This is a genomic window from Micromonospora humi, from assembly GCF_900090105.1.
GTDB lineage: Bacteria > Actinomycetota > Actinomycetes > Mycobacteriales > Micromonosporaceae > Micromonospora > Micromonospora humi.
The window spans coordinates 1-17,353 of sequence record NZ_FMDM01000020.1 but is presented as its reverse complement, the minus strand read 5'-3'; the positions used below and the strand labels follow the sequence as shown (position 1 = coordinate 17,353).

Sequence of the window (17,353 nt, the reverse complement as noted above, 5' to 3'; positions counted from 1 at the left end):
CGGACGGGGAGGTCCGGGCCCGGCCGGTCGGGTCAGCTCGCGCCGAGGTCGGTGAGCGCCCGGTCCGCGCCCCGGTGCAGCGGCACCGGGTCGGTCTTGCGGGCGTTGCCCAGCTCGATGCCCTTGGCTGCCGGGTTCGCCTGGGCCAGCGCGTCCCTGCGGTCGAAGACGGTCCGGGTGATCGCGCAGGCCACGTCCGCGTCGAGGTTGTCGCGCACCAGCAGCACGTTGGGCACCACGATGGTGGGCACGTCGGCGGGCGTGGAGTAGACGTCCTTGCCGATGGTGCCGGCCTGGTACGCCGGGTTCAGCTCGGCCATCTTCGGCAGCAGTGGGCTGAGATCGAGGAACGTCACCTTGCCGCCGGCGGTGGTGAGCAGGTCGGTGACCCCGCCGGTCGGGATGCCCCCGGACCAGAAGAACCCGTCGATGCTGCCGTCCTTCATGCCGTCGACGGTCTTGGTGAGGTCGAGGCGCTGCGCCTGGATGTCCGTGGCCGGGTCCAGCCCGGCGGCGGTGAGCAGCCGGTTGGCGATGACCTCGGTGCCGGACTTGGGCGAGCCGGTGGAGATCTTCTTGCCCTTCATGCCGGCGACCGAGGTGATCCCGGAGTCGGCCCGCACCACCACCTGGGTGTAGTTGTCGTAGATCCGGGCCAGCGCCTTGACCGGCTGCGGCGAGCTGAAGCTGCCCTTGCCCTGCACCGCGTTGACCGCGGTGTCGAACAGCGAGAACGCCACGTCGTACTGGCCGGCGACGAGCTGCTCGACGTTCTGCACGGAGGCGCCGGTCTCGGCGGCGGTCCCGGTGAGCTTGCCGTCGGTGGCCTTGCTCAGCTCACCGGCGAGCGCGTTGCCGACCACGTAGTAGACGCCGGTGGCGTTGCCGGTGGCGATGCCGACCCGGGTGTCAGTGGTGACCTTGCAGGTGATGTCCTTGGCGGCGTCGTCGGTCGCCGCGCCGTCCTGTCGGCCCCCGCATCCGCCGGCGCCGGCGGCGACCAGGGCCAGCGCCCCGACGCCGGCGGCTATTCGCGTGTCGATCCTTCTCACTCTCGGTCCTCCCCAGGGTTGACGGACTCCACCACCGACGGGCGGCCGGCGCCGCGTCGGACGTACACGCCCGCGACGGCCAGCGCGGCCAGCGCCGCGCCGATCGCCATGGGCAGCGGTTCCAGCCAGAGCAGCACCAGCCCGGCGACCGCGCCGAGCAGCCGTTCCGGCACTCCGGCCGGGCCGACGCCGGGCAGCCATCCGCCGGCCGCGACGGCGAGCACGGCGACGCCGAGCGCGGAGACCAGCCCGGCCAGCGCGATCCGTCCCGGCCCGCCGATGCCGAGCAGGCCGAGGCCGGTCGGTGTGACCACGAAGGCGAGCGGGATGAGGTACGCCGGCAGCGCGTACCGCAGGGTCTGCCACATGGTCGGCACCAGCCGGCCGCCGGTGACCGCGGCGGCGGCGACCGCGGCCAGCGCGGTCGGCGGCGAGACCTCGGACAGCACCGCGAAGTAGAAGACGAACATGGCCGCGGCGGGGGCGGCGACGCCCAGGTGCAGCAGCGCCGGCCCGATGATCACCCAGCCGATCACGAACGACGCGGTGACCGGCACCGCGAGGCCGAGCAGGCTGAGCGCGACGGCGGCGAGCACGGCGGTGAGCGCCAGCACCACGGCCGGCTCGGAGCTGACCGCCTGCGCGCCGCTCACCAGCAGCGCCGCCGCCTGCGGGCCGAGGCCGGTCTTGGTGGTGGTGGCGGTGATGATGCCGGCGGCGGCGCACACCGCGCTGACCGCCAGCACCCCGCGTACCCCGTCACGCAGCGCCGCCACCAGCCGGGCCGGGGTGAGCCGGTGCCGCCGGTCCAGGAAGGACAGCGCGGCGGCGAGCACGGTGGCGATCACCACCGCCCGCATGGCCGAGGCGCCCAGCGCCAGCACCACCACGATCACGAACAGGGACAGGAAGTGGTAGCCGAAGCGGGCCAGCAGTCGCCAGGCCGAGCCGGTGTCGACCACCACCGGGCGCACGCCCGAGCGCCGGGCGTCGATCTCGACGGAGAGCAGGATGCCCAGGTAGTAGAGGACGGTCGGCACGGTGGCCCAGCCGAGCACCTGGAGGTAGGACACGCCCAGGTATTCCGCGATGATGAAGGCCGCGGCGCCGAGCGTCGGCGGGGAGAGGATCGCGCCGACCCCGGCGGCGGCGAGCATGCCGCCGGCCCGCTCGGCCGGGTAGCCGGCGCGCCGCAGGATCGGCCAGGTCACCGCGCCGATGCTGACCGTGGTGGCGGCGCCGGACCCGGAGACGGTGCCGAGCAGGAAGCCGGAGGCGACGGCGGTGCGGCCGGCGGCGGTGCGCGAGCGGCGGAACGCGGCGGCGGAGAGTTCCACGAAGAACCGGCCGGCGCCGGAGAGGTCGAGCACCGCGCCGTAGACGGTGAACAGCACGATGTAGGTGGCGGCCACGTCGAGCGGGGTGCCGTAGAAGCCGCTGTCGGAGTTGTAGAACGCGTCGACAAGCTGCCCGAAGTCCAGGCCGGCGTGCGCCACCGGCCACGACTGCGGGAGCAGCCCGCCGTAGTAGCCGTAGCCGAGGAAGAGCAGGCACACGGCGGGCAGGATCCAGCCGGTGGCGCGCCGGCACGCCTCCAGCAGCAGGAGCAGCAGCCCGGTGCCGAACGCCACGTCCAGCGGGTCGAGCAGGCCCTGCCGGTCGAGGAACGCGTCGTAACCGCCGCCGCCCGCGCCGAGCGCGAACGGCAGCACCGGGTAGAGGCAGACGACGAGCGCGGCGGCGGCCAGCACCCAGTCGAGCACCGTCGGCCCGGCCCGCTCCGTCGACCGTCGCACCCCCGAGGGGTACGCCAGGAAGAGCACCGGCAGCACGCCGGCGAGGAAGATGATGAGGTAGTACTTGCTGCCCTGCGGCAACGGGAAGAACACCTGCCGCAGCGCCAGCAGCGCGACCGCGACGGTGATTCCGGTGAAGAGCGTTCCGACCGGCCCGGAGAGCACCCGACCCGGTTTCTCCTCCTCGAAACGCGCGGCGAGGTCCCGGGTGTCGGGGTGCGCCGGGTCCCGCATGTGGTGGTGCGTCTCGCCGGGTCCGTCGTCCGCCCACGCCGGGTCGGTGCCGTCGCCCTCGTCCGGCGGGAGCGGCACCGCGTCGGTGTCCACATCGGACCCGGCCGGCTCGCCGGCGGACGGCCGGGGTGACGGGGGAGTGGCGTCGGAGGGGCGAACGGGTGGCACGAGGGGGCACGATACGCGAATGGTGGACACGTTGGGAACATTGCCAATCGTGATTGCAATGAGTGACGGAATGGCCTTTCGTTCACTCACTGCACACCTTTCTCGAATCAATTTCGCAATTACCCGGCCACAAGACCGAACCGCTCTTCGCTCGTCGCTCCACTATGGTGAGTTAGGCCCGCTTCCAACGATGGAATGAGTCGGTCACGGAACGTAGTGGCGATCACGCACCGTGCAGGCCCGCAGGGGTGTCGGACGCTGCGGCTAGGGTCGGCGGGTGACCATCGGGCAACCACTCATCCAGGCGCGCGGGCTGGTGAAGCGGTTCGGCGACTTCACCGCCGTCGACGGCATCGACGTGGAGGTGCGCCGGGGGGAGGCGTTCGGGTTCCTCGGCCCCAACGGCGCGGGCAAGTCCTCCACCATGCGCATGATCGGCTGCATCTCCCCGCCGTCCGGCGGCGAGCTGCGCATCCTCGGGCTCGACCCGGTGCGCGACGGCCCGGCCGTGCGGGCCCGGCTCGGCGTCTGCCCGCAGCTCGACAGCCTCGACCCGGAGCTGACCGTCCGGGAGAACCTGACCACCTACGCGCGTTACTTCGGCATCCCGCGTCGGGTGGCCCGGGAGCGCGCCGCCGAGCTGCTCGACTTCGTCCAGCTCGCCGAGCGGGCCGACAGCAAGGTCGACCCGCTCTCCGGCGGCATGAAGCGGCGGCTCACCATCGCCCGCGCGCTGGTCAACGAGCCGGAGATCGTGCTGCTCGACGAGCCCACCACCGGCCTCGACCCGCAGGCCCGGCACCTGGTCTGGGAGCGGCTGTTCCGGCTCAAGCGGCAGGGCGTCACGCTGGTCCTGACCACCCACTACATGGACGAGGCGGAGCAGCTCTGCGACCGCCTGGTGGTGATGGACGGCGGCCGGATCGTCGCCGAGGGCTCGCCCCGGGCGCTGATCGAGCGGCACGCCACCCGCGAGGTGGTCGAGCTGCGCTTCGCCGGCGACTCGCAGGAGGCGTTCGCCGGCAAGCTCGACGGGCTGGGCGAGCGGGTCGAGGTGCTGCCCGACCGCATCCTGCTCTACGTCTCCGACGGCGACGCCGCCGTGGCGCAGGTGTCCGCGCGCGGCCTGGACCCGGCCGGCGTGCTGGTCCGGCGGGGCAGCCTGGAGGACGTCTTCCTGCACCTCACCGGCCGCACCCTCGTCGACTGAGGCACTCGCCGCCCGGCCCGCCGGTCAACGGGTCCGGGCCCAGAGGACGAAGCGTTCGGCCAGGTGCGGCGGCGCGGTGTCCGGCCGTCCGGCGGTCAGGTCGGCGGTGGCCTCGCACAGCAGCGTCCCGAGATGGATCAGCAACGCGGTCCGGTCCTCGCGAAACTCACCGAGCAACGCCAGCCGGGCCGGCGAGCACGGCCACGCGGCGCCGCAGACCCGGCAGCGCCAGGACGGGCGCGCCGCGACGTGGGGGCGATACCGGGGCATCAGCGCGTGCCCTCCTGGTCCGGGGTCTGTCGGGGGAGCGTTGCCATGGGTGAGCCTCCGTGGTGGCGGGGATGGGGGCGTCGGCGGACCTCGTCGTGCGCCGACGCCCCTGGCCTGGTTCCGCCCGCCGTCCGATCCCGGGAGCGGTTCCGCTGCGTGACAGTCTGGTGACGCCACGACTACGGTGGGAGGTCCGGCGCGGCGACGACCAGCGCGTCCGGCGACCGGCTCGCGGGTGTACCGAGGACGTACGGAGGCTGTCCGTGGAACTGTCGTCCATGCTGGAGCACTTCGCGGAGGAGTTGCGGCTGGCCCGCGCCGCCGGCGGCATGTCGCAGACCGCGCTGGCCGAGGCGCTCACCTACTCGGGCGCACTGGTGGCCAAGGTGGAGACCTGCGAGCGCCGCCCGAGCCTGGACTTCGCCCGCCGCTGCGACGCGGTGTTCGGCGCCGACGGCCGCTTCGAGCGCATCCAGCGGCGGATCGGCCGGGAGGCCATGGTGCCGTGGTTCCGCGACTGGCCCGGCATCGAGGCGGAGGCCACCGCGCTGCGCTGGTTCGAGCCGATCTGCGTGCCGGGGCTGCTCCAGACCGAGGGCTACGCCCGCGCGCTGCTCCGCGGCGGCCGGCTGTTCGCGCCGGACGAGGTGGAGCAGCAGGTGGCGACCCGGCTGGACCGCCAACCGGTGCTGACCCGGGACCGGCCCCCGCTGCTCACGTTCGTCGTCGACGAGCACGTGCTGCGCCGGAGCGTCGGCGGGCCGGAGGTGATGCGGGAGCAGGTGCGTCACCTGGTGAAGGTGGGCTCGGGGCTGCCCCGAGTGCGGATCCACGTTGTGCCGCTCACCGCCGGTGCCTACGCTGGCGTCAGCGGCCCGTTCGTGATCGCCACCCCGCCGCACGGCGAGGACGTCGTCTTCCAGGAGGGGCAGCTCCACGGCCAGGTGATCGACCGCGCTGACCACGTGCGGCGGATGGTCGAGGTGTGGGAGTCGATCCGTGGTGAGGCGCTGTCGCACCAGCAGTCCCTCGAATTCGTGACGGAGGTGGCGGAGGCATGGACCTGAGCAATGCCCGGTGGCGCAAGAGCAGCCGCAGCAACGCCGCAGGCGGAGCCTGCGTGGAGGTGGCGGACGGCCGGCCCGACGTGGTCGCCGTGCGCGACTCCAAGGACCCGGCCGGCCCGGTGCTGGCCTTCGCCCCCGACGCCTGGCGCGCGTTCGTCACCCAGGTCGCCCCGCGCTGACCGGCGTGACCGGCCCGAGGTGGCGGCCCCCCTCCCGCCACCTCGTCGGGCCGGCGTGGAGCATGCTCGCGCCTGTCGTACCCGAGGAGTAGGAAGGTCGGCGGGGGGTGGTGCGGGTGACGACGGTGACGGGCCGGGCCGCGACGGGTCTGCCGCGGGTGCCGGCGGCGGCGGTGTTCGCGCACTACCTGGTCGGCTACCGGCGCACCTGGCGGGCGGGTGTCTTCTCGTCGTTCCTGCTGCCGGTGCTCACCGTGGTCGGGTTCGGCTTCGGCGTCGGGGCCTACGTCGACCAGGGCGTCGACGGCGTGCGCTACCTGTGGTGGCTGGTGCCCGGCCTGATCGCCTCGACCGCGTTCCAGGTCGCCGTCGCCGAGTCGACCTGGCCGGTGCACAGCAACTTCAAGTGGATCCGCACCTACCACGCCCAGGTGGCCGCGCCGCTGCGCACCGGTGACATCGTGGCCGGTCACCTGGCCTTCGTGCTGTTCCGGGTGGTCACCAGCACGGTGGCGTTCCTGCTGGTGACCGCGCTGTTCGGGGCGCTGCGGTCGCCCTGGGCGGTGGCGGTGGCGCCGATCGCCCTGCTGCTCGGCCTGGCGGTCGCCGCGCCGGTCTTCGCGTTCAGCGCCCGGGTGCCCAGCGACAGCTACCTCGCCCTGCTGTTCCGGTTCGCGGTGATCCCGATGACGCTCTTCTCCGGGGTGTTCTTCCCGGTCGAGTCGATGCCGGCCGGGCTGCGGCCGGTCGCCTGGGCGACGCCGCTCTGGCACGGCGTCGACCTGTGCCGGGCCGCCACGCTGGGCGTGGCGCCGCAGTGGTCGGTCGCCGGTCACGTGCTCTACCTGGCCGCCTGGGCCGGCGTCGGCTGGTGGCTGGCGCTGCGGGCGTTCCGTCGTCAGCTCGTCGTCTAGGGAAGGGATGTCGTGGTCGCTCTTCTGCTGCCCCGGCTGGCCGGCGTCACCGGGGCGCGGCGCTCGGCGGCGGTGGCCGAGCGCAACCTCACCGCGCTGCGCAGCGCCTACTGGCTGGTGCTGGTCTCCGGCTTCGTGGAGCCGGTGCTCTACCTGCTGTCGATCGGCATCGGGGTGGGCGCGCTGGTCGGCGACCTGACGCTGCCCGGCGGCCGGGTGGTGTCCTACGCGGCGTTCGTCGCCCCGGCCATGCTCGCCTCGTCGGCGATGAGCGGCGCGCTGTCCGAGACCACCTTCAACTTCTTCGGCAAGATGAAATACATGAAGCTGTACGACGGGGTGATCGCCACCCCGGTACGGCCGTTCGAGATCGCCCTGGGCGAGCTGGGCTGGGCGATGGCCCGCGGGTCGCTCTACTCGGCCGCGTTCCTGCTGATCATGGTGGCGCTGGACCTGACCACCGTGGCCCGGGCGCTCGTCGCGTTCCCGGCGGCGGTGCTCGTCGGGTTCGCGTTCGGCGCGCTCGGCATGACCGTCGCCACGCTGCTGCGCAGTTGGCAGGATTTCGACCTGATGGGCTCGGCCCAGTTCACGCTCTTCCTCTTCTCCGGCACCTTCGTGCCGGCCGAGGCCTACCCGGCGGTGCTGCGCTGGCTGGTCGAGCTGACCCCGCTCTACCGCTCGGTGCACCTGCTCCGGGGCGTCTGCGTGGGCGGGTCCGGCTGGTCCTGGCTGCTCGACGTAACCTACCTGCTGGCGCTCACCGGCATCATGCTGGCGCTGGCGTCCCGGCGGATGGCCAGGTTGCTCTACCCCTAGCGGGGTTACCCGGCCCGACCTCGGGGCAAGTCGTGCAGTGACGACACGACGACGAGGGAGGTGCGATGGCCGGCGACGAGTCTCCCGTCCGGGAGGAGCGCGACCGCACCGAGCCGGTGGGGCCGGACGACGGGCCGGACAGCCCGACCGACCTGCCGGGTCCGGGCTGGGTGGCCACGCTGAAGCGGACCGTCCGGGAGTTCCAGGACGACAGCCTGACCGACTGGGCCGCCGCGCTCACCTACTACGGCGTGCTCTCCATCTTCCCCGGCGTGCTGGTGCTGATCTCCCTGCTCGGCCTGCTCGGCAAGCGGGCCACCCAGGGGGTGCAGGACACGGTCAACCAGGTGGTGCCGGAGCCGAACATCCGGGAGGTCATCGAGACCGCGATCACCCAGGCCGGCGGGTCCGGCGGGCTGGCCAGCATCGCGGCGGTGATCGGTCTGGTCGCCGCGTTCTGGTCCGCCTCCGGTTACATCGCGGCGTTCATGCGCGCCTCGAACAGCATCTACGACGTGCCGGAGGGCCGGCCGATCTGGAAGACCCTGCCGATCCGGCTCGGCGTGACCGCGGTGATCGGCGTGCTGCTGCTGGTCAGCGCCGTGATCGTGGTGTTCACCGGCGGGCTGGCCGAGCAGGCCGGCAACGCGATCGGGCTCGGCTCGACCGCGGTCACGGTGTGGAACATCGCCAAGTGGCCGGTGCTGCTGGTGATCGTCAGCCTGATGTTCGCGATCCTCTACTGGGCCTCGCCCAACGCCCGGCACGGCGGCTTCCGCTGGGTCAGCCCGGGTGGCGTGCTCGCGGTGGTGCTCTGGCTGGTGGTGTCCGGCCTGTTCGCGCTCTACGTCAGCAACTTCGGGTCCTACAACAAGACGTACGGCGCGGTGGCCGGCGTGATCATCTTCCTGGTCTGGCTCTGGCTGAGCAACATCGCCATCCTGCTCGGCGCGGAGTTCGACGCCGAGCTGGAGCGCAGCCGGGCGATCGCCGCCGGGCTCCCCGAGGACAAGGAGCCCTACGTCGAGCTGCGCGACGACCGCAAGCTGCGCAAGAAGCGCAACGCCCCCAGCCCTCGCTGACCCGACCCGCGCCGCCCCGTCCGGAAACCCGGGCGGGGCGGCGCGTTTTCATGATCCGGAACTCGCTTTTGTTCGTATGGACAAAAGTTTCCATCAGATGTGCCGAAGCTATGGACACGTGACCCGGAAGGCTCCTACTGTGTCGGACACAACACATCGCCATTGCGTCGATGTGAACGACTTCGATGCGGAGGTGACTGCCGGTGCGGACGGTCGACCCCCTGCACGTGCGGCTCCTGCGGCTGCTCCGGGACGAGGGCGCGGTCTCCCGCGCCGAGTTGGGTGACCGGCTCCAGATGCCCCGCCCCCGGTTGCTCGCCGAGCTGGAGCGACTGGTCGCGCTCGGCTACGTGGCCGAGGCCGGGCTGGCCGCCTCCCGGGGCGGGCGCCGCTCCACCCTCGTCGAGTTGAGCCCGCACCTGCGCTTCGCCTCGGTCGACCTGGGCGCCAGCTCGATAGACGTCGAGGTGGTCGACGGCCGCCTGGAGCCGGTGACCGCGTACACCGAGCCGGCCGACATCCGCTCCGGCCCCAAGGTGACCCTGCAACGGGTCAACGACCTGCTGCACAAGGCCAAGGTCGACGGCGCGTACGAGCGGCTCGACGCGATCGGCATCGGCGTCCCCGGGCCGGTGAGCTTCCGCGACGGGGTGCCGGTCTCCCCGCCGATCATGCCGGGCTGGGACCGCTTCCCGGTGCGCGAGCTGCTGACCCGCGAGCACGGCTGCCCGGCCGTGGTCGACAACGACGTCAACATCATGGCGATCGGCGAGCGGCACGGCGGCGTCGCCCACTCGGTCGACGACTTCCTCTTCATCAAGATCGGCACCGGCATCGGCTGCGGCATCTACCTGCACGGCGAGGTCTACCGGGGCACCGACGGGTGCGCCGGCGACATCGGCCACATCCAGGTCGACCCGAGCGGTCCGATGTGCTCCTGCGGCAACGTCGGCTGCCTGGAGGCGGTGTTCAGCGGCGCGGCGCTGGCCCGGGAGGCGACCGCCGCGGCGCGCGCCGAGGTGTCGCCGGCCCTGGTCGAGCGGCTCGCCGCGCGCGGCGCGGTCACCGCGCTGGACGTGGCGCAGGGCGCGATCGAGGGCGACGTCACCTGCATCCAGCTCATCCGCGACGGCGGCCGGCGGGTCGGCAGCGTGCTGGCCGGGCTGGTCAGCTTCACCAACCCGTCGATGATCGTGATCGGCGGCGGCCTGGCGCAGCTCGGCCACATCCTGCTCGCCGAGATCCGCAGCGTGGTCTACCGCCGGTCGCTGCCGCTGGCCACCGGCAACCTGCCGGTCGTCCTCTCCGAGCTGGGCCCACGCGCCGGCGTCGCCGGCGCGGCCGTGCTCGCCAGCGACGTCGCATTCGGGGAAGCCGCATGACCGAACGCACCGAGCGCAGCGAGGGCCGTGAGGGCATGCCAATCCGGCACAGCATGACCGAACGCACCGAGCGCAGCGAGGGCCGTGAGGGCATGCCCGACCAGCCCCGCATGACTGAACGCACCGAGCGCAGCGAGGGCATGCCCAGCATGCAACCCGAGGAGGTCGAGGTGAGCACGGAGGAGGAACCGCTGGTCGAGGCGCCCGCCGACGCCGTCGCGGGCGAGGTGGTGCTGCGCCTCACCGACGTCGTGAAGACGTTCCCCGGCGTACGCGCGCTAGACGGCGTGCAACTGGAGGTGCGGGCCGGCGAGGTGCACTGCCTGCTGGGGCAGAACGGCGCCGGCAAGTCCACCCTGATCAAGGTGCTGGCCGGCGTGCACCGGCCGGACTCCGGCGAGGTGGTGTGGCGGGGCGAACCGGCCGCGTTCGCCGACCCGCAGGCCGCCATGCGCGCCGGCATCGCCACCATCTACCAGGAACTCGACCTGGTCGACGACCTGTCGGTGGCGGAGAACGCGTTCCTCGGCCACGAGCCGCGCCGGCTCGGCTTCGTCCGGCGCGGGCAGATGGCCCGCCGTACCCGGCAGATCCTGGCCCGGCTCGGCCACCCGGAGATCCCGCCGGGGCGGTTGGTGCGGCACCTGCCGGCGGCCGGGAAGCAGATCGTCAGCATGGCCCGGGCGCTGTCCCACGAGGCCCGCCTGATCATCATGGACGAGCCGAGCGCGGTGCTGGCCCACGACGAGGTGGGCAACCTGTTCCGGATCATCCGGGAACTCACCGCGCAGGGCATCGCGGTCATCTACATCTCGCACCGGATGGAGGAGATCCGCGAGATCGGCGACCGGGTCACCGTACTCAAGGACGGCCGGACCACGGCGGCGAGCCTGCCGGCGCGCGACACCCCGACCCGCGACCTGGTCGCCCGGATGACCGGGCGGACCATCGAGTACGTCTTCCCGCGGCGCCCGGCCGACGACGGCGCCGGCGCGGAGCTGCTGCGGGTGGACGGGCTGACCCGGCACGGCGAGTTCGCCGACGTGTCGCTCGGCGTGCGGGCCGGCGAGATCGTCGGCATCGCCGGGCTGGTCGGCTCCGGCCGCTCGGAGCTGCTGGAGACGATCTTCGGGGCCCGCCGGGCGCACGCCGGGACGGTGCGGCTGGACGGGAAGGCGTTGCGACCGGGCAGCGTGGGCGCGGCGGTGCGGGCCGGCATGGGCATGGCGCCCGAGGAGCGTAAGAGTCAGGCGTTGCTGCTCGGCGAGCCGATCTACCGCAACGTCACGCTCGCCACCTTCGGCCGGTACGCCCGTCTCGGCTTCACCGACACCGGCCGGGAGCGGGCCGAGGCGGACCGGGTCGCCGCCTCGCTGGAGCTGCGGCCCCGCGACGTACGCCGACCGGTGCGCACCCTCTCCGGCGGCAACCAGCAGAAGGTGGTGGTCGGCCGGTGGCTGCTCGGGGACACCCGGCTGCTGCTGCTCGACGAGCCGACCCGGGGCGTGGACGTGGGCGCCCGCGCCGAGCTCTACCAGGTCATCCGCGACCTGGCCGCCCGGGGCGTCGGGGTGCTGCTGGTCTCCAGCGAGGTGCCCGAGGTGCTCGGCCTGGCCGACCGGGTGCTGGTGATGCGGGAGGGCCGGGTGGTCCGGGAGGCCCCGGCCGGCGAACTCGACGAGAACACCGTGCTCGACCTCGTCATGGCGGGGTCCCTCATGGAAGGCGCACCGGCATGAGCGATACCGACACCGCCCTGCCCGCACAGTCGCCGCCGGTCGACCGGGCGGAGACCGCCAAGGCCGACGCGGCGGCCCGGCTCTCCTGGTGGCGCGGCGACGGCGGGGAGGGCGCCAAGCGTAACCTCGGCCTGCTGGCCACGCTGGTGGTGCTGGTGGTCATCGGCGTCCTGACCCGGCCCGACCTCTACGGCGACCCGAACTGGGTGTGGGGCAACACGCTCACCATCCTCAAGCTCGCCTCGGTGGTCGGCGTGGTCACCGTCGGCATGACCTTCGTGATCATCGGCGGCGGCATCGACCTGTCGGTCGGCGCGATCGTGGCGCTGGCCGGGGTCTGGTCCACCACGCTCGCCACCCAGAGCTACGGCGCCGGCGGCATGATCTTCAGCGCGCTCACCGTCGGGCTGGCCGTCGGCGTGGTCAACGGGCTGCTCGTCTCGTACGGGCGGCTGGTGCCGTTCATCGCCACGCTGGCCATGCTGGTCGCCGCCCGGGGGCTGGCCGCCGAGATCTCCGACAAGCAGACCCAGGTCTCCACCAGCTCGTTCATCAACGGCATCGCCACCACGAAGGTGCTCGGCATCCCGCTGCTGGTCTACATCCTCGTCGCGGTGGTCGCGGCCGGCTGGGTGCTGCTCAACCGGACCACGTTCGGCCGCCGCACGGTGGCGGTCGGCGGCAACCCGGAGGCGGCCCGGCTCGCCGGCATCAACGTCCGCCGGCACACCGTGCTGCTCTACGCGCTCTCCGGCCTCTGCTGCGGCATCGCCGCGGTCATGCTCACCGCGCAGGCCACCTCCGCCCAGGCGGCGATGGCCAACCTCTACGAGCTGGACGCGATCGCCGCCGCGATCATCGGCGGCACGCTGCTCAGCGGCGGGCGGGGCACCATCGTCGGCTCCCTGCTCGGGGTGATCATCTTCTCCACGATCACCAACCTGTTCGCCATCAACAACCTCTCCGCCGAGGCCCAGAACATGGTCAAGGGCGGCATCATCGTCGCCGCCGTCCTGGTCCAGCAGGTGCAGTTCCGCAGCCTGACTCAGTTCCTCGCCCGCAACCGGGCCACCACCACCTGATCCCACCGCGCCACCAGGCCGCCGTCGATCCGACGCCGGCCCGGCCCACCGCACCCGAAACCACCCCACCACCTCATTCAGGAGGCCGTCATGACAAGTGACCTGTCACGCCGCCGGCTGCTCTTCGGCGGGGCCGCGGTCTCGGCCGGGGTGTTGCTCGCCGGCTGCACGAGCAACGAGCAGTCCCCGACCGAGGCGCAGACCAAGGCCGCCGCGAACGACGCCAACACCGAGCCGGGCAAGAAGGTGACCATCGGCTTCTCCGCCCCGGCCGCCGACCACGGCTGGATCGCCGCCATCACCAACAACGCCAAGGCGCAGGCCGGCGCGTACGGCGACGTGGAGCTCAAGTCGGTGGAGGCCGGCGCGGACGCGGCGGCCCAGCGGGCGGCGCTGTCCACGCTGATCTCCCAGAAGCCGGACGTGATCGTGCTGCTGCCGCACGACGGGAAGGAACTCAACGCGTTCGGCCTGGAGGCGATGAAGGCCGGCATCCCGGTGGTGAACCTGGACCGGGCGTTCCCGGACGCGCGCGCCTACCGGTTGCAGATCAAGGGCGACAACTACGGCATGGGGGTGGCCGCCGCCACCTACATCGCAGAGCAGCTCAAGGCCAAGGGCGTGAGCAACCCGGTGATCGGCGAGATCCCCGGCATCGAGTCGCTGGAGCTGACCCAGGAACGCTCCAAGGGCTTCGCCGACACGCTCGCCTCGTACGGGCTGAAGGTGGCCAACCGGCGGCCGGCGGAGTTCACCGTGGACTCCGGCCAGCAGGCCGCGACCGGGCTGTTCCAGGCCCTGCCGAAGATCGACGCGGTCTGGAACCACGACGACGACCAGGGCATCGGCGTGCTGGCCGCGGTCAACCAGGCCAACCGCAAGGAGTTCTTCATGGTCGGCGGCGCCGGCTCGAAGAAGGCCATGGAGGACATCGCGGCCGACAACACGGTGCTCAAGGCCACCGTCACCTACAGCCCGTCGATGGCCTCCTCGGCCATCTCCCTGGCCCGGCTGATCGGGCAGGGCAAGGGCATGTCCGACCTGGTGGAACTCCAGGTGCCGAAGGAGATCGTGCTCTCCTCCGAGACGATCACCAAGCAGAACTCGGGCGACTACCTGAAGCTCGGGTTCTGACACACGGGGGGAGACCCAGCTTGTCCAGTCACGACAGCATCCTGCGGGTCGGCATGGTCGGCTACGCGTTCATGGGCGCCGCGCACTCACAGGCGTGGCGCACCGTGAACCGGGTGTTCGACCTGCCGGCGAAGGTGCGGATGTCGCTCGTCTGCGGCCGGGACGAGTCGAAGGTGGCCGAGGCCGCCGACCGGCTCGGCTGGGACGGGCACACCACCGACTGGCGGCGGCTCGTCGAGTCCGACGAGATCGACGTGGTCGACATCTGCACGCCGGGGGACAGCCACCGCGAGATCGCCCTCGCCGCGTTGGCCGCGGGCAAGCACGTGCTGTGCGAGAAGCCGCTTGCCAACACCGTCGCCGAGGCGCGGGAGATGACCGCCGCCGCCGCGCGGGCCCGCGAGTCCGGGGCCCGCGCGATGTGCGGCTTCAACTACCGGCGGGTGCCGGCGGTGGCCCTGATGCGGCAACTCGTCGCCGACGGGCGGCTCGGCGAGATCCGGCACGTCCGGGCGGTCTACCTCCAGGACTGGATCGTCGACCCGCAGTTCCCGCTGGTCTGGCGGTTGCAGAAGGACCGGGCGGGCTCGGGCGCGCTGGGCGACATCGGCGCGCACATCATCGACCTCACCCAGTACGTCACCGGGCAGTCGATCAGCGGGGTCAGCGCGCTGACCGAGACGTTCGTGAAGCAGCGGCCGTTGCCCGCCGGATCGAGCGGCCTGGCCGCGCAGGCCGGCGGCAACGGCCGGGGCGCCGGCGAGGTCACCGTGGACGACGCGGCGGTCTTCGTGGCCCGGCTCGACGGCGGTGGGCTCGCCACCTACGAGGCGACCCGGTTCGCCACCGGGCGCAAGAACGCCCTGCGGGTCGAGATCAACGGCTCGCGCGGCAGCGTCGTGTTCGACCTGGAACGCCTCAACGAACTGGAGTTCCTGGACGCCACCCGGCCCACCGCCGAGCAGGGCTTCAACCGGATCCTGGTGACCGAGCCGGAGCACCCGTACCTGGACGCGTGGTGGCCGCCGGGCCACATCATCGGCTACGAGCACTCCTTCACCCACCAGATGCGCGACTTCGTCGAGGCGATCGCCACCGGCACCGACCCGAGGCCGTCGTTCGCCGACGCGTTGCAGGTGCAGTTGGTGCTGGACGCGGTCTCCCGGTCGGCGGCCGACTCCGCCTGGGTCGAGGTGGAGAAGGAGGGGGCCCCGCTTAACGCCTCCGGTAGAGGAGGGGGCCCCGCTTAACAACCCGCCAACCCGTGCGGCGTGCGAGCGCCGCCGACACCCTTCCGGCGCCGGCCGGCGAGGGCCCGCCGCGGTTGCGCCCCGCGGCGGGGACGAGGCCGGCGTCGGGGAGCGTGCCGCCGGGATCCTCCGGCCGGCACGACCAGCACGGCCCTCCGGTGCGGCCGGACCGGGATTCCCCGGCCGCACCGGCGGGGCCGGCACCGACCTGGGGAGGTAACGCGATGCGTACGGGTGTCTGGCTGGTCGGAGCACGCGGCTCGGTCGCCACCACGAGCGTGGTCGGGGCGCTGGCCCTGCGGGCCGGGCTCACCCCGCCGACCGGGTGCGTGACCGAGCTGCCCGAGCTGCGCGGACCCGCGCTGCCGGGCCTCGCCGATCTGGTCTTCGGCGGTCACGACGTGGTCGCCACCCCGCTGACCAAACGCGCCGAGGCGCTCGCCGCCGCCGGGGTGCTGCCCGGCCGGTTGGCCGACGCCGTCGCGCCGGAACTGGCCGACGTCGAGGCGGCGCTCCGACCCGCGCCGACCGAGGGCACCCCGGCGGACCGGATCGCCGCCGTGGTCGACGACCTGACCGCATTCCGCCGCCGGCACGACCTGGACCGGGTGGTGGTGGTCAACGTCGCCGCCACCGAGCCGGCGCCCGAACCGCATCCGGCCCACCACGACCTGCCCGCGCTGCGGGCCGCGCTGACCGGCCTCGCCGACGTGCTGCCGCCCAGCTCCCGCTACGCGTTCGCGGCGTTCACCGCCGGCTGCCCGTACGTCGACTTCACCCCGTCGACCGGGGCCCGGCTGCCGGCGCTGGCCGCACTCGCCGACGAGCGTGGCCTCCCGTACGCCGGGCACGACGGCAAGACCGGCGAGACGCTGCTCAAGTCGGTGCTCGCGCCGATGTTCGCGATGCGGCACCTGGCCGTACGGTCCTGGTCCGGGACGAACCTGCTCGGCGGCGGCGACGGCGCCACGCTGGCCGAGCCGGCCGCCAACGCCGCCAAGGTGGGCAGCAAGCAGCGGGTGCTCGCCGAGACGCTCGGCTACCTGCCGCAGGGCAGCACCCGGATCGACTACGTCGAGGAGCTGGGCGACTTCAAGACCGCCTGGGACCTGGTCACCTTCGCCGGCTTCCTGGGCACCGGGATGCGGATGGAGTTCACCTGGCACGGCTGCGACTCCGCGCTGGCCGCTCCGCTGGTGCTCGACCTGGCTCGGCTGACCGCCGCCGCGCACGCCGCCGGCCGTCGGGGCCCGCTCGCCGAGCTGGCGTTCTTCTTCAAGGACCCGCTCGGCGACACCGGCCACGCGCTCGGCGAGCAGTGGGCGGTGCTGCGCGACTTCGTCGCCGGCCTGCACGCCGGGGTGGCCCGGTGACCCGGCTGGCCGACCTGGCCGAGCTGGTCCGCGCGCCCGCCGCGCTGTCCGTGCCCGGTGACGTGCTGGCCGGCGCGGCGGCGGCCGGCACGCTCGGCCGGCGTACCCCCGCCCTGGCCGCCGCGTCGGTGCTGCTCTACTGGGCCGGGATGGCCGCCAACGACTGGGCGGACCGGCGGCTCGACGCGACCGAGCGGCCGGAGCGGCCGATCCCGTCCGGCCGGGTCCGGCCCGCCGTCGCGCTCGGCCTGGCCGGCGGCCTGACCGCCGCCGGGCTGGCGGTCGCCACCGCCGCCGGGGGCCGGCACGCGGCGACCGTCGCGCTCCCGCTCGCCGCCACCATCTGGGGGTACGACCTGAGCGCGAAGAACACCGCCGCCGGTCCCGCCGTGATGGCGGCGTGCCGAGGGCTGGACGTGTTGCTCGGCGCGACCACGACCCCGGCCGCCCGTGCCTGCGCCGCTGGCGGCGATCGGTGGCCCGGCGGCGGACCGTCCGGCACCGGGTGCGGCCGGGGTGCGGGCGGGTCGGGCGGGGGGCGGTCTGGCGTCGGCCGCGGCCGGGGTGCGGGCGGGTCGGGCGGGGGGCGGTCTGGCGTCGGC

The 17,353-nt window shown here is 73.2% G+C and carries 16 protein-coding genes; 13 read left to right on the top strand and 3 right to left on the bottom strand.

What is annotated here, in order from left to right; translation table 11 throughout:
• Nucleotides 1-32 precede the first annotated feature (32 nt).
• Entirely contained in the window at nucleotides 33-1,052 is a 1,020-nt protein-coding gene (locus GA0070213_RS28025; protein ID WP_091071198.1) for a TAXI family TRAP transporter solute-binding subunit, read from the bottom strand.
• Nucleotides 1,049-3,082 carry a TRAP transporter permease gene (locus tag GA0070213_RS28020; protein WP_425412872.1) on the bottom strand — a complete coding sequence of 678 codons (2,034 nt, stop codon included), beginning with the start codon at nucleotides 3,080-3,082 and terminating at the stop codon, nucleotides 1,049-1,051. The genes GA0070213_RS28025 and GA0070213_RS28020 overlap by 4 nt, the downstream gene beginning before the upstream one ends.
• 445 nt (nucleotides 3,083-3,527) lie before the next feature.
• Between GA0070213_RS28020 and GA0070213_RS28015 the strand changes: the two genes are divergently transcribed.
• A complete protein-coding gene (locus tag GA0070213_RS28015) occupies nucleotides 3,528-4,460 on the top strand; it encodes an ABC transporter ATP-binding protein (protein ID WP_091071193.1) in 933 nt (310 codons plus the stop codon).
• Nucleotides 4,461-4,484: 24 nt separating this feature from the next.
• On the opposite strand, the gene GA0070213_RS28010 is transcribed toward GA0070213_RS28015, so the two are convergent.
• Nucleotides 4,485-4,730: a flavin reductase gene (locus GA0070213_RS28010; RefSeq protein ID WP_091071191.1), complete on the bottom strand. Its 246-nt coding sequence runs from the start codon at nucleotides 4,728-4,730 to the stop codon at nucleotides 4,485-4,487.
• Between the two features lie 263 nt (nucleotides 4,731-4,993).
• Here GA0070213_RS28010 and GA0070213_RS28005 point away from each other — a divergent pair, with 263 nt between their 5' ends.
• From GA0070213_RS28005 to GA0070213_RS27950, 12 genes are all read left to right on the top strand, one after another.
• Nucleotides 4,994-5,797, top strand: coding sequence for a helix-turn-helix domain-containing protein (locus GA0070213_RS28005; RefSeq protein WP_245716585.1), 804 nt, complete (start codon nucleotides 4,994-4,996; stop codon nucleotides 5,795-5,797).
• Complete coding sequence (locus GA0070213_RS28000; protein WP_091071188.1) at nucleotides 5,788-5,976, top strand: DUF397 domain-containing protein; 189 nt, start codon at nucleotides 5,788-5,790, stop codon at nucleotides 5,974-5,976. Before GA0070213_RS28005 ends, GA0070213_RS28000 begins: the two co-directional genes overlap by 10 nt.
• Nucleotides 5,977-6,092: 116 nt before the next feature.
• Nucleotides 6,093-6,890, top strand: a complete 798-nt coding sequence (locus GA0070213_RS27995; RefSeq protein ID WP_425412870.1) for an ABC transporter permease — start codon at nucleotides 6,093-6,095, stop codon at nucleotides 6,888-6,890.
• A 12-nt stretch (nucleotides 6,891-6,902) separates the two neighbouring features.
• The gene (locus GA0070213_RS27990; RefSeq protein ID WP_091071187.1) at nucleotides 6,903-7,709 is read left to right on the top strand and encodes an ABC transporter permease; all 807 of its coding nucleotides are present in this window, start codon (nucleotides 6,903-6,905) and stop codon (nucleotides 7,707-7,709) included.
• Nucleotides 7,710-7,774: 65 nt separating this feature from the next.
• The gene (locus GA0070213_RS27985) at nucleotides 7,775-8,791 is read left to right on the top strand and encodes a YihY/virulence factor BrkB family protein (RefSeq protein ID WP_091071184.1); all 1,017 of its coding nucleotides are present in this window, start codon (nucleotides 7,775-7,777) and stop codon (nucleotides 8,789-8,791) included.
• A 203-nt stretch (nucleotides 8,792-8,994) separates the two neighbouring features.
• Nucleotides 8,995-10,173, top strand: coding sequence for an ROK family protein (locus GA0070213_RS27980; RefSeq protein ID WP_091071182.1), 1,179 nt, complete (start codon nucleotides 8,995-8,997; stop codon nucleotides 10,171-10,173).
• Between the two features lie 149 nt (nucleotides 10,174-10,322).
• The gene (locus tag GA0070213_RS27975; RefSeq protein ID WP_245716590.1) at nucleotides 10,323-11,912 is read left to right on the top strand and encodes a sugar ABC transporter ATP-binding protein; all 1,590 of its coding nucleotides are present in this window, start codon (nucleotides 10,323-10,325) and stop codon (nucleotides 11,910-11,912) included.
• Nucleotides 11,909-12,994, top strand: coding sequence for an ABC transporter permease (locus GA0070213_RS27970; RefSeq protein WP_091071179.1), 1,086 nt, complete (start codon nucleotides 11,909-11,911; stop codon nucleotides 12,992-12,994). The genes GA0070213_RS27975 and GA0070213_RS27970 overlap by 4 nt, the downstream gene beginning before the upstream one ends.
• A gap of 90 nt (nucleotides 12,995-13,084) precedes the next feature.
• Nucleotides 13,085-14,128, top strand: a complete 1,044-nt coding sequence (locus tag GA0070213_RS27965) for a substrate-binding domain-containing protein (RefSeq protein WP_091071177.1) — start codon at nucleotides 13,085-13,087, stop codon at nucleotides 14,126-14,128.
• Between the two features lie 53 nt (nucleotides 14,129-14,181).
• On the top strand, nucleotides 14,182-15,378 hold the full coding sequence (locus GA0070213_RS27960) for a Gfo/Idh/MocA family protein (RefSeq protein WP_425412871.1): 1,197 nt from the start codon (nucleotides 14,182-14,184) through the stop codon (nucleotides 15,376-15,378).
• Between the two features lie 224 nt (nucleotides 15,379-15,602).
• Nucleotides 15,603-16,751, top strand: a complete 1,149-nt coding sequence (locus tag GA0070213_RS27955; protein WP_091071173.1) for an inositol-3-phosphate synthase — start codon at nucleotides 15,603-15,605, stop codon at nucleotides 16,749-16,751.
• Nucleotides 16,748-17,353 (top strand): UbiA family prenyltransferase (locus GA0070213_RS27950; RefSeq protein ID WP_245716584.1); only part of this gene is annotated, 606 nt, incomplete at its 3' end. The genes GA0070213_RS27955 and GA0070213_RS27950, both read left to right, overlap by 4 nt.

What these genes read in the sequence shown, in the direction of transcription:
- GA0070213_RS28020 (WP_425412872.1), bottom strand. Translation starts at nt 3,082, where the DNA reads ATGCGGGACCCGGCGCACCCCGACACCCGGGACCTCGCCGCGCGTTTC.
- GA0070213_RS28010 (WP_091071191.1), bottom strand. Translation starts at nt 4,730, where the DNA reads ATGCCCCGGTATCGCCCCCACGTCGCGGCGCGCCCGTCCTGGCGCTGC.
- GA0070213_RS28000 (WP_091071188.1), top strand. Translation starts at nt 5,788, where the DNA reads ATGGACCTGAGCAATGCCCGGTGGCGCAAGAGCAGCCGCAGCAACGCC.
- GA0070213_RS27985 (WP_091071184.1), top strand. Translation starts at nt 7,775, where the DNA reads ATGGCCGGCGACGAGTCTCCCGTCCGGGAGGAGCGCGACCGCACCGAG.
- GA0070213_RS27975 (WP_245716590.1), top strand. Translation starts at nt 10,323, where the DNA reads ATGCAACCCGAGGAGGTCGAGGTGAGCACGGAGGAGGAACCGCTGGTC.
- GA0070213_RS27970 (WP_091071179.1), top strand. Translation starts at nt 11,909, where the DNA reads ATGAGCGATACCGACACCGCCCTGCCCGCACAGTCGCCGCCGGTCGAC.
- GA0070213_RS27965 (WP_091071177.1), top strand. Translation starts at nt 13,085, where the DNA reads ATGACAAGTGACCTGTCACGCCGCCGGCTGCTCTTCGGCGGGGCCGCG.
- GA0070213_RS27960 (WP_425412871.1), top strand. Translation starts at nt 14,182, where the DNA reads ATGGTCGGCTACGCGTTCATGGGCGCCGCGCACTCACAGGCGTGGCGC.
- GA0070213_RS27955 (WP_091071173.1), top strand. Translation starts at nt 15,603, where the DNA reads ATGCGTACGGGTGTCTGGCTGGTCGGAGCACGCGGCTCGGTCGCCACC.